This is a genomic window from Flavobacterium sp. WG21, from assembly GCF_000335775.1.
GTDB lineage: Bacteria > Bacteroidota > Bacteroidia > Flavobacteriales > Flavobacteriaceae > Flavobacterium > Flavobacterium tructae.
On sequence record NZ_AMYW01000036.1, the window covers coordinates 35,495 to 47,698 of the forward strand.

The window sequence follows — 12,204 nt, forward strand, 5'->3', positions numbered from 1 at the left end:
CCATGTCAAATTTACCAGACGAAGCTTTTAGAGATACCATTGGAACCATTGATGAAGGCGGTAAGAGAAAGTTTATTTTTCCTAAAAAACCGTCTGGTAAGTTTTATGAATACCGGAAAATAGTCAGCTATATTTTGTTGGCGATTTTAATTGCGAATCCGTTTATAAAAATAAATGGAAACCAGTTTATGATGTTCAACATTATGGAACGACGCTTCAATATATTCGGGTTTCCATTCTGGCCACAGGATTTTTATCTCTTCGTGATCTCAATGTTGGTCGGTGTTGTATTTATCATCTTATTTACAGTCGTTTTTGGAAGGATTTTTTGCGGATGGATTTGTCCGCAGACTATTTTTCTTGAGATGGTCTTCAGGCGAATTGAATATTGGATCGATGGAGATCGCGGTGCACAAATACGACTTGCAAAACAGGAATGGAACGCAGAGAAAATCCGAAAAAGAGGTATTAAATGGACGCTCTTTTTCCTAATCTCTTTCGGAATTGCCAATGTGTTTTTAGCCTATTTGGTAGGAAGTGACGAACTTTTTCTGATGGTAGAGCAAGGACCAATTCAGCAAGCCAGTAATTTTATCGCGTTGCTTATTTTTACGGGAGTCTTCTATTTTGTGTTTGTCTGGTTCCGTGAGCAGGTATGTATCATTGCTTGTCCTTACGGGCGTTTGCAGGGAGTACTGCTGGACAATAAGTCAATCAATGTGGCGTATGATTTTGTACGTGGAGAAAAGGAAGAAGGCCGAGCCAAATTCAGTAAAAAAGAAGACAGAGCCTTAACCGGAAAAGGAGATTGTATCGATTGTCATCAATGCGTACACGTTTGTCCGATGGGTATCGACATTAGAAACGGAACACAGCTGGAATGTACAAACTGTACAGCCTGTATTGATGAATGTGACTCCATCATGGAAAATGTTGGTTTACCTAAAGGACTTATTCGTTACGCGTCTGAAGACGAGATCGAGAAAAAAGCTCCTTTTAAGTTCACCACAAGAATGAAAGGATATACAGCCGTTTTGTTTATTCTGTTGAGTGTATTTGTGGGAATGTTGTTTTTAAGAACCGATGTTCAGGCTATTGTTCTGCGTTTACCAGGACAGCTTTTTCAGCACAAAGGAGATAAAATAAGTAATGTGTATACCTACAAAATTGTCAATAAGACAATGAAAGATTATAATGATATTCATTTTGAGCTAATCGATCAAAAAGGTGAAATTAAAAATGTGGGAAAAACGCATTTTAAAATAGTTAAAGAAGGTATTTCGCAAGGAACATTGTTCATAGAAATTGATGAAGTACTTCTGGAGAGCGATAAAACGAAAGTTAAAATAGGGGTTTATAACGGAAAAGAGCTGCTGGAAACCACTACGACTAACTTTTTAGGTCCGCGAAGTTTTAATTAAAAAATACAATTATGAAAATAAATTGGGGTACCGGAATTGTCATTGCATTTGCATTGTTTATGAGTTTTATTTTATATTTTGTTTTTGAAGTACAATCGAATAGTAAATACGACAATGATTTGGTTGTTGAAGAATACTATAAGCATGATTCACATTTTCAGGAAGAAATGGCACGTATTCAAAACGCTCAGGATTTACAGCAAAAACCTTCAATTGCCTATCATAAAGATGGACTTGAAATTGTTTTTCCTGCCGTTTTTGAAAACGATAAAGTAAAAGGTAACATACTGTTGTACCGTCCGTCAAATAAGAAATTTGATTTTAATACCCAAATTGCTTTAACAAACTCAGCGTTGTTAATTCCGAAAAACAAATTAGTGAAAGGACGTTGGGATGTCAATATGGAATGGCAGTATGGAGGAAAAAAATACCTGTCTAAAGAGGTAATCTATGTAAATTAATATTTTAAGGCCGATCAATTGAAAAGATTCCTTTTCAGTTGATTTTGTCTTTATTCGCACAGCATTTTTACTTAGCAATAGTAAAGCAAGCTGTATCAAAAAAACTAAAAAGATGTTGTATTCCGCTTTTATATTTGGATTAATCAGCAGTTTACATTGTATCGGAATGTGCGGTCCAATTGCTATGATGTTGCCTGTGGACCGACAAAATGAAGCTAAAAAGGTAATTCAAATTATTACTTATCATTTAGGCCGATTGACTGCGTACGCAACCATTGGACTTATTTTTGGGTTATTAGGAAGAGGATTCTTTTTGGCCGGACTTCAACAAAAAATGTCCATTTTTATTGGTTTGGCGATGATAGTCGTTGTTCTAATTCCAGAAAAGGCCTTTTCTAAATACAACTTTTCCAAACCAGTCTATAAAATTATCTCCCGGGTAAAGTCAAGCTTAGGGAATCAATTTAAAGACAGGAGCTACAAATCTCTCTTTACCATCGGACTGTTGAATGGCTTTTTGCCTTGCGGAATGGTTTATGTAGCCTTATTTGGAGCTATAGCCATGCAAAGCGCTAGTTTAGGAGTGCTGTATATGCTATTGTTCGGTTTAGGAACGATACCGTTAATGACGGTTGTAGTGTATGTCAATTCATTAATTAAACTCCCATTCCGAAATAAGATTCAGAAAGCAATTCCCTATGTTGCTGTTATTATCGGAGTATTATTTATCCTGAGAGGACTAGGTCTCGGAATTCCTTACATTTCTCCATCCAATATGAGTTTGTTTGTTCAGTCGACTCCTAATTGTCATTAAAAGGGGATCATGCGAAAAATTGTGTAGCATTGAAGGAAATCAGGGATCAGTTGCAAAAGTTAAGAATTAAGCAAAAAGATTGCATAATCTGAATAGAAGAAATCTAGTTGGATTTGCTTTTAAAGAGCTCTGATAATAGCATGGTGTGCAGCGTTATGAATGAGGATGGCAATTATTGGTTACACCTGAAAGGACAAAAGCCTCCTGAGATCATGCTGATTCGAATAAAAACCATACAATTTCTTAGAGGGCTTCATAGAAAAGGGGGATAAATGCTTTTTTGTTAAGATCTATCTTTTATCCTTTTTAAGGGCGCAAACAATTATCCCGATCTTTCGCAGTACTCCGCATGTTTCTATTGTTAACGCTCTTTCAGAGCAATCTAAACCGTCATAGAAAAGAGGTTTGTTTCCGGAGATTTTCTTTTTAAATGTAGATCGAAGGCCATACAAATGTTACGTACAAAAGGTCTTCCTGCATCGGTAATCTTAATTTTATTTTCTTCAATTACAATTAAATGATCGTTTTCCATTTCTTTTAAATCGGATATAACCGCTGGAATTTCTTTGAAATATAAAGATTCATTACCCCAGGAAGTTTCAAATTCACAGGTTAAGTTTAAAATATGTTTTCGGATGATCAGATCTTCATCATCGAGAATATGGCCTTTCACGATTGGTAGTTTGTCTGATTCTAACAACTGGTAATATTCTTCGAGAGTTTTGGTATTTTGAGCAAAACTATACCAACTGTCGCTAATAGAGGAAACCCCTAAGCCTATCATAAGCTGTGTTTTTGAGGCGCTATAGCCCATAAAGTTTCGGTGTAGTTCTTTATTTTGAGTTGCCTTGTATAAACTGTCAGAAGGGAAGGCAAAATGATCCATTCCAATTTCATGATAACCATTTTGTGCCAGTAATTGTTTACCGACTTCATATAGTTTTCTTTTCTCGGCATCTTTCGGAATGTTTTCGTCATTAAATCCACGTTGGCCATTGCCTTTGATCCAGGGCACATGAGCATAACTGTAAAATGCCAGACGATCCGGTTTTAAGGAGTTCGTTTTTTCAACAGTATCAATAACATTTTCTACCGTTTGAAAAGGTAGACCAAATATAATATCATGACCAATTGAAGTATATCCTATTTCTTTGGCCCAAAAGGTCACTTTTGCCACATTGTGAAAAGGCTGAATTCTATGAATCGCTTTTTGAACTTTTTCTGCATAATCCTGAACACCAAAACTTACCCTTCGAAAACCTAAATGATACAACTTTTTAAGCTGTTCGTAAGTGGTATTGTTCGGATGGCCTTCAAAACTAAACTCGTGATTTTCGGCTTTTCGGGCATTTTTAAAAATACCATTGATAAGCTGTTCCAGATTGTTTACAGAGAAGAAAGTTGGAGTTCCGCCACCTAAATGAATCTCTTTTATAATTGGCTTTTCCGGAAGTAGATTACAATATAAGCTCCATTCTTTTAAAAGAGCTTTTATATAAGTTTCTTCAACATTGTGATTTTTAGTAATTCGTTTGTTACAACCGCAAAAGGTACATAAACTTTCACAGAATGGCAGGTGAATATACAAACTGATTCCGTTTTGCGAATTGCTCTCTGAAAAAGACCTCTGGAATGATGCAATCCATTTCTGTTCATTAAAATTAGTTTCATTCCAATAAGGAACCGTAGGATAACTGGTATATCTTGGACCGGGAACGTTGTATTTTTGTGTTAATGAAATTTTCATAAAAGTGGATTTTGGATACTCAAAATTAGAGCACTGCTGCCGAAAATAAAATGACAAATATCATGTAAAAAAAAGAGACTCAAAACGAGCCTCTTTTAGTGAATTAAATAACTAACATTTAAATAGAATCCTGAATGATTTTAAGCCATTTTTTCGCAAACACATGATCTTGATAAGCACTTATTTGTTTAATACGGTCATCGTCGAAATCATAGAAAGCAATTGTATTTTTTTTAGAAGTTTCTTTGTCCAGAAATTCAAAATCGATTTTTAGTATGGTATCCGAGTTTCCGTCGGTCGTTAGTGCTAATTTGCAGGAAGAGACATTTTTTAAATCAACATAAGTAGATTCTTCCTGATTGGGATTGAAATTCATCAGAACGAATTTTTTATCCTTTTGATCAATTGTTAGTGTTTTATTGCTTTGAGATTCAGTCAGATCAAAGTTTTCCGGATGTGTCGGATTGAATCTCTTTTTTATGTTTAGGATTTTAGATTTGTTGGCAGCGTTTGAACGTGCTGAAAAATAAATAGGAATGGCTACTATGATGGCGATCACAATACCAATTATGGTTACACTTGTTTCCATTTGTTTTAAAATTTGATAAATTGATATGAAATAGTAAACAGTTTTCAGATTGAAAACGGCTTAATAATTGGGGAAAAGAAAGATCTTTTCGATTAAAAATTCATAAGTAATCTACCAGAAAAAATGGAAGGGGTAGAGCATTAAAAGAACCTTTTTGCTCTGAGTGCTAAATTGATTGGCAAAGTTTGAGGCAGTATTTAAGGCCTGATGCTGAGGAACAGCAACCAATAAAGAGTCAAACCATTTGATTAAACCGGAAGAATTGGTTTTGATATTTCCTACCAGATGATAACCTGTTTGTGGCTGAATAAAAGCCAAAGAGTCGGTATAGTCGATAGAAAAAGTAGTGTCTGTTTTTTTACTTTCACTTTTGTCAACAACAGAATCGTTTGCCTGAATGGCAAAAAAAGTGATGATCAAAAGTGATATAAAAGCAACAGCCTTACGAATCCAATTCATGGTCGCGAATTTAACTCTTAAAAGACAATTAAAGAAATTTTAAAGGATTAATTAACGTTTGGAAAGGGGCTAATTATTTTATCCTCAACTTTTAATTGGTACAGTTGAGGATAAAACAAAGTTATTGTTGCATTTTGAAATAATAGTCAGCTGAGTGTTTTCCGCTTCCATAGAATAAAAAGAACACACAAACTAATAAAACTACAATTGCAAGAATCAAGCTTTCAGAATGCATGTGTCCCATAAAATTAATCAGAACGGCCCCAAAAAGGATGGGTAATTGAGCAGCTATCGCCCAACGGGTAAGCAGCCCGAAAACAATCATGATACCTCCAATCATGTGGGCTGGTGCGATGTAATGTAACAGAAACATTCCGCCGCCAAATTTATCAATAGGAGAAATTAAATCATGCAGATACTGAACATTCGTTACAAATGAAACTCCTTTCATAAATAAAAAAACACCCAATACAATACGTACTAAATCTACAGGTAAATAAGTGTGCGAATTGGCCCATTTATTTAAGCTTTTTACATTTTCCATGATATTACGTGATTAAAAATTACTCACTAAAGTTACTCATTTTTAATGATATATTTATTTTTAAGTAACTGAAAATAAGTTTTTTACTTTTTATTTAACGCATTTATGGGAATGTCTTAAAACTTAAACCTGAATCACTCCCAAATTAAAGGGTTTTTGAATTGGAGCGTGGTTGGCGGCTTCAATTCCCATAGAAATCCAGGTACGAGTGTCAAGCGGATCAATAATTGCATCTGTCCACAATCTTGAAGCAGCATAGTAGGGTGAAGTTTGCGCATCATAACGTGCTTTTATTTTGTTAAACAGCTCCGTTTCTTTTTCTTCGTCTACGATTTCTCCTTTTGCTTTTAGTGAAGAAGCTTCGATTTGAGCTAGTACTTTCGCAGCCTGAGTTCCACCCATAACCGCAAGTTCGGCACTTGGCCAGGCAAAAATTAATCTTGGATCATATGCTTTTCCGCACATTGCGTAGTTTCCGGCACCGTAAGAGTTTCCAACGATAACGGTAAATTTTGGCACAACTGAGTTGCTTACCGCATTTACCATTTTAGCACCGTCTTTTATAATTCCGCCATGTTCTGACTTTGATCCGACCATAAAACCGGTAACGTCCTGTAAAAAAACTAAAGGTATTTTCTTCTGATTACAATTGGCAATAAAACGGGTCGCTTTATCGGCACTATCAGAGTAGATAACCCCTCCAAATTGCATTTCTCCTTTTTTAGTTTTCACTACTTTTCTCTGGTTGGCTATAATTCCAACAGCCCAGCCGTCAATTCTGGCATATCCGGTAATTAGAGACTGACCGTAGCCTTCTTTGTAAGCTTCAAATTCGGAATTATCAACCAGACGATTGATGATTTCCATCATATCATACTGCTCGTTTCTTGCCTTTGGCAGGATTCCGTAAATATCTTTAGGTTCCAGAGCAGGTTTTTCAGCTTTGATACGGCTATAGCCGGCCTTGTCAAAATCACCGATTTTGTCTACGATGTTTTTTATCTTTTCGAGGGCATCTTTATCATCTTTGGCTTTGTAATCGGTAACACCTGAGATTTCGCAGTGCGTTGTGGCACCACCCAAAGTTTCATTGTCGATGGTTTCTCCAATGGCTGCTTTAACCAAATAGCTTCCCGCAAGGAAAATACTTCCTGTTTTGTCTACAATTAAGGCCTCGTCACTCATAATAGGCAAGTAAGCACCTCCGGCGACGCAGCTGCCCATTACAGCAGCAATTTGGGTGATTCCCATACTGCTCATTTGTGCATTGTTTCTAAAGATTCTTCCGAAGTGTTCTTTATCAGGGAAAATTTCATCTTGTAAGGGCAGATAAACACCGGCACTGTCTACCAGATAAATGATTGGCAATCGGTTTTCCATGGCAATTTCCTGTGCACGCAGGTTTTTCTTTCCGGTAATCGGAAACCAAGCACCGGCTTTTACGGTGGCATCATTAGCTACCACTATGCATTGCTTTCCTCTGATGTATCCTATTTTAATGACAACGCCTCCAGACGGACAGCCGCCGTGTTCGGCATACATTCCTTCGCCAACAAAAGCTCCGATTTCAATACTTTTAGAATTTTCGTCTAACAAGTAATCAATACGTTCGCGTGCGGTCATTTTACCTTCAGCATGTAGTTTTTCAATACGTTTTTCGCCTCCTCCTAATTTTACTTTAGCAAATTTTTGTTTTAGTTCAGAAAGTAGTAATTTATTGTGATCTTCGTTTTTATTGAAGTTTAAATCCATAATATTTTAATGTTTTAACAAAATAGTGTTGGCTAATTTACAAAATCAATTGAAACCCACATAATAAATGTTGTGCTGTTATGAAATTAAATTAAGGTTCTGATAGTTAAATTTTCAGTATCTTTTGGAAGAAGTAAAGCGCCTGTTTAAGACATAAAAAAAACCGGAAGCGAACTTCCGGTTTTTTATATCATCAATTTTTCTATTATTTTTTAATATCACAAACCATTCGTTTTAGAAGGGCCCATTGTTTTAAAGCATCTCGGGCTTCTACGGCGGGATAACCTAACATGGTTTTTCCGGCAGCAACATCACAAATAACTCCTGAGCCTGCTCCAACTACAGCACCATCACCAATTGTGGTATGGTCTTTAATGGAAGCGCTTCCACCAATGATAACACCATTTCCTAAAGTTACAGAACCGGCTAAACCACTGTTTCCTGCCATGATGCAAAACTTACCTAGTTTACTGTTGTGTCCTATTTGTACCAGATTGTCAATTTTGCAGCCATCACCAAGAATAGTAGAGCTGAATTTTCCGCGGTCTACACAAGTATTCGCGCCAATCTCAACTCCGTTTCCTATAATTACGTTTCCAATTTGTGGAATTTTCACCAATCCTTTTTCGCTGCATGGACGAAATCCAAAACCATCAGCGCCAATTGTTGCATTAGGGTGAATGATACAATCGTTGCCAATATGACAACGTTCCCTTACAACCGTTCCGGACCAGATAACCGTATTATTACCAACGGTTGATTCGTCAAGAATAGTTACGTTTGGATAGATAGTAGTATTGGAGCCAATCTCTACTTTTGGTCCAATGTAGCAGCCGGCACCAATTTTGGCACCTTCACCAATAATGGCTGTTTCGTCTACAGTAGCAGTTTTGTGAATATTAGTATGGAATATTGGGGCAGGTGGGGCAAAAAGGGCCAGAATTTGAGACATGGCCAGATCGGCATTTTTTACTTTGATAAAGGCACGATTTTCCCCTGGCTCTATTGAAATATCTTCGTTAACTACTGCAATGGATGCATTTGAAGTTGACCAGTATTTTTCATATTTTTTGTTTCCTATAAATGAAATTTCTGAAGTTGTCGCTTTTTCTAGTTGCTCTGTGGCTGTAATGCTTTGTGAAGTAGTGCCGTAAATTACGCCATTGATTACTTCGTTAATTTCTTGAATTGAATAGGATTTCATTTAATGAATGTAATAGATTATAGGGTTAATTTTTCCCAAATAAAATCAATTAGATTTTAATTACCTAATATTATTTATGGGTTTGTTGAAATATGTTTAGAATAATAGCTTAAATATTACAATATTAACATTTTAAAGGTTTATTTGTTAATAGTTTTTTAGTTTGTATTTAAGTTAGTATCGCTGGTTTCTTGATACGAATGAAGGGGATTCGATTTGAATTGAAATGGAAAATCAATAATTAATTTATTGATAAGTAGTGGCTTACAAATATAATACAAATCATTTGAAAAAAAGCATGGAATAAAAAAAATCGATTCACTTTGTTAGAAGGAATCGATTTTTAATTTATTTAATTTTAGAAAGAGAAACTGCATTAATACAATATCGCAGACCACTAGGTTCGGGACCGTCAGGAAAAACATGTCCTAAATGGGCATCACAGGTATTGCAAACGACTTCAACTCTAATCATTCCGTATGATTTGTCGGCATGGTATGCAATGGCATTTTCTTTTAAAGGCTGAGTAAATGAGGGCCATCCCGTTCCTGACTCAAACTTCTCAGAAGCATCAAATAATAAAGTTCCGCAGCATTTACATTCATAAATTCCGGGATCAAACAAACTGCAAAGTTCAGAACTGAAGGATCTTTCGGTACCTTTTAATCGGGTTACCTGAAATTCTTCAGGAGTTAAAAGCTGTTTCCATTCTTCTTCCGTTTTTTCTACTCTTTTTTCCGGTATCGGATTTCCTTTATTTGTAAAATGAATTACATCTGCCCATTTTATCATAACTTTTTCTTTTAAGTTTTCAGTTGTCAGTCTCAGTCCTAGTATTAGGTCTCAGTTGTCAGTCTCAGTGAACTGCAAACTGCGACCGGATACTGATCACTAATTTATTCTTCCTCTTTCTGTCCCATCATCATTAAGTAGGCTTTTAGGAACGGATCTATATTTCCATTCATAACCCCATCAACATCGCTGGTTTCGTAGCCTGTACGAACGTCTTTTACTAGTTTATAGGGCTGCATTACGTAGTTACGTATTTGTGAACCCCATTCGATTTTCATTTTTCCGGCTTCGATATCGGCACGTTGTGCTTGTTGTTTCTTTAACTCAATTTCATACAATTGAGAACGCAACATCTGCATAGCACGTTGTCTGTTGTCCTGTTGAGATCTTGTTTCAGAACATTGAATCTGAATTCCGGTTGGCTTGTGTACTAATTGCACTTTGGTTTCGACCTTATTTACGTTTTGCCCTCCGGCACCACTGGAACGGGAAGTTGTAATTTCGATATCGGCAGGATTAATGTCAATTTCGATACTATCATCAACAAGCGGATACACATAAACAGATACGAACGAAGTATGACGTTTGGCATTACTGTCAAAAGGAGAGATTCGCACCAAACGATGTACTCCGTTTTCACCCTTTAGATAACCAAAAGAATAATCTCCTTCGAATTCTAAAGTTACGGTTTTAATTCCGGCTACATCACCTTCCTGAAAGTTAAGTTCTTTGATTTTGTAACCGTAACTTTCTCCCCACATCATATACATGCGCATTAGCATTCCGGCCCAGTCACAACTTTCAGTTCCTCCGGCTCCGGCTGTAATTTGTACTACGGCACTTAAACTGTCTCCTTCATCTGAAAGCATGTTTTTAAATTCGATGTTTTCAATATGAGCTTGAGTAGTGTTGTAATGCTCGTCTAACTCTGCTGCAGAAAGTTCGCCTTCTTTATAAAAATCATGCGCAAGTTGCAATTCATCAGTAAGTTCGATTGCTTTGTTGTAATCTTCGATCCATTTTTTCTTGTTTCGAAGGTTTTTTACAATAGCTTCAGCTTCTTTTGCATTGTTCCAAAAATCAGGTGCAAAAGTTTTTTCTTCCTCGTTTGCAATTTCGATTAGTTTGGCATCAACGTCAAAGATACCTCCTCAACGCACCAAGGCGCTCCACAATACCTTTTATTTGTTCGGTCGTTGTCATAAATTAATAGTAGTTTTATATGTTTTTTACAAATATTACGTTAATTTGGTTCTATCGTTATCGGGAAGTTAAAATTTACTGAAACTTACCAAAATTAACTAACAGTAATACGTAATTTTGCTGTACAAAAATAAGATATAGTTTTTAGAATATGGAAATAAATTTAATTAGCGATACCATTACTAAACCAACATATGAAATGTTGCAGTATATGTTTAATGCTCATGTTGGGGATGACGTATACAGGCAAGATCCTACAGTTATCGAATTAGAGACTAGAGTTGCTGAGTTTTTTGGTATGGAAGCCGGGCTTTTTTTTCCGTCTGGAACTATGGCAAATCAAACCGCAATTAAATTACATACACAGCCCGGAGAACAATTGATTGCAGATAAATATGCTCATGTTTATCATTATGAAGGAGGAGGAGTTTCGTTCAACAGCGGTGTATCCTGTTGTTTGTTAGACGGACATAGAGGGATGATAAATGCCAGTCAGGTTGCGGCAGCAATTAATGATCCTGAGTTTTATCACAGTCCGTTAACCAGTTTAGTTTGTGTAGAGAATACCACCAATAAAGGAGGTGGGGCTTGTTATGAATTAGAAGATTTAAGAGAGATAAAAAAAGTTTGCGATGCTAATAATCTGAAATTCCATTTGGATGGAGCCAGAATTTGGAATGCATTAGTGGCTAAAAGACAAAACCCAAAAGAATTTGGAGCAATTTTCGATACAATATCGGTTTGTTTGTCTAAAGGATTAGGCGCTCCAATAGGTTCTGTACTGCTTGGAACGAAAGAAGATATTCGTAGAGCATTGAGAATCAGGAAAATACTTGGTGGAGGAATGCGTCAGGTAGGATATTTGGCCGCAGCGGGATTGTTCGCTTTGGCACATAATATTGAAAGACTGGCAGAAGATCACAGAAGAGCTAAAGAAATTGCGGCTGTATTAAGTACAAAATCTTGGGTTTCAGCAATAGAGCCTGTAGAAACGAATATTTTGATTTTTTCTTTGGCAGAAGGATATAGTGATCAGCTTTTGATTGAAAAGTTAAAACAAAAAAATATCTTAATAAGCTCGATGGGACATAATAAGCTCAGAATTGTCACACATTTAGATTACAAAGAAGTAATGCATACTTATGTAATTGAAACGTTGCAGAAATTCTGATGGAAGGGACTAAGGTTCTGAGGCTCTAAGATTCTGAGTCAAAAAGT

General features: G+C 36.3%; 12 protein-coding genes. 4 read left to right on the forward strand and 8 right to left on the reverse strand.

The genetic code is table 11. The annotated features are described in order from the left end of the window. Positions 1-2 precede the first annotated feature (2 nt). The 3 genes from ccoG to C245_RS0119695 all read left to right on the forward strand — a co-directional run bounded on the left by ccoG (position 3) and on the right by C245_RS0119695 (position 2,696). Entirely contained in the window at positions 3-1,421 is a 1,419-nt protein-coding gene (gene ccoG, locus C245_RS0119685; protein ID WP_017498335.1) for a cytochrome c oxidase accessory protein CcoG, read from the forward strand. An 11-nt stretch (positions 1,422-1,432) separates the two neighbouring features. Further along, a complete protein-coding gene (locus C245_RS0119690; RefSeq protein ID WP_017498336.1) occupies positions 1,433-1,882 on the forward strand; it encodes a FixH family protein in 450 nt (149 codons plus the stop codon). A gap of 112 nt (positions 1,883-1,994) precedes the next feature. Beyond that, complete coding sequence (locus tag C245_RS0119695) at positions 1,995-2,696, forward strand: sulfite exporter TauE/SafE family protein (protein WP_026110177.1); 702 nt, start codon at positions 1,995-1,997, stop codon at positions 2,694-2,696. 382 nt (positions 2,697-3,078) lie between these two features. Here C245_RS0119695 and hemN read toward each other — a convergent pair whose 3' ends face one another. The 8 genes from hemN to prfB all read right to left on the reverse strand — a co-directional run bounded on the left by hemN (position 3,079) and on the right by prfB (position 10,986). Further along, entirely contained in the window at positions 3,079-4,443 is a 1,365-nt protein-coding gene (gene hemN, locus C245_RS0119705) for an oxygen-independent coproporphyrinogen III oxidase (protein ID WP_017498339.1), read from the reverse strand. Positions 4,444-4,561: 118 nt separating this feature from the next. After that, positions 4,562-5,032, reverse strand: coding sequence for a hypothetical protein (locus C245_RS0119710; protein WP_017498340.1), 471 nt, complete (start codon positions 5,030-5,032; stop codon positions 4,562-4,564). Positions 5,033-5,143: 111 nt separating this feature from the next. Further along, positions 5,144-5,491, reverse strand: a complete 348-nt coding sequence (locus C245_RS0119715; RefSeq protein ID WP_017498341.1) for a hypothetical protein — start codon at positions 5,489-5,491, stop codon at positions 5,144-5,146. Between the two features lie 121 nt (positions 5,492-5,612). Further along, positions 5,613-6,035 carry a DoxX family protein gene (locus C245_RS0119720; protein ID WP_017498342.1) on the reverse strand — a complete coding sequence of 141 codons (423 nt, stop codon included), beginning with the start codon at positions 6,033-6,035 and terminating at the stop codon, positions 5,613-5,615. A 123-nt stretch (positions 6,036-6,158) separates the two neighbouring features. Then, positions 6,159-7,787, reverse strand: coding sequence for an acyl-CoA carboxylase subunit beta (locus C245_RS0119725; RefSeq protein ID WP_017498343.1), 1,629 nt, complete (start codon positions 7,785-7,787; stop codon positions 6,159-6,161). A 205-nt stretch (positions 7,788-7,992) separates the two neighbouring features. Next, positions 7,993-8,991: a UDP-3-O-(3-hydroxymyristoyl)glucosamine N-acyltransferase gene (gene lpxD / locus C245_RS0119730; protein ID WP_017498344.1), complete on the reverse strand. Its 999-nt coding sequence runs from the start codon at positions 8,989-8,991 to the stop codon at positions 7,993-7,995. Between the two features lie 348 nt (positions 8,992-9,339). Next, entirely contained in the window at positions 9,340-9,783 is a 444-nt protein-coding gene (gene msrB / locus C245_RS0119735; protein ID WP_017498345.1) for a peptide-methionine (R)-S-oxide reductase MsrB, read from the reverse strand. A gap of 104 nt (positions 9,784-9,887) precedes the next feature. After that, a protein-coding gene (prfB, locus tag C245_RS0119740; RefSeq protein ID WP_123923490.1) for a peptide chain release factor 2 occupies positions 9,888-10,986 on the reverse strand; the annotation gives its coding sequence in 2 pieces (ribosomal slippage) (positions 9,888-10,922 and positions 10,924-10,986; 1,098 coding nt in all). 151 nt (positions 10,987-11,137) lie between these two features. Between prfB and C245_RS0119745 the strand changes: the two genes are divergently transcribed. Continuing rightward, the gene (locus tag C245_RS0119745) at positions 11,138-12,157 is read left to right on the forward strand and encodes a low specificity L-threonine aldolase (protein ID WP_017498347.1); all 1,020 of its coding nucleotides are present in this window, start codon (positions 11,138-11,140) and stop codon (positions 12,155-12,157) included. Positions 12,158-12,204 lie beyond the last annotated feature (47 nt).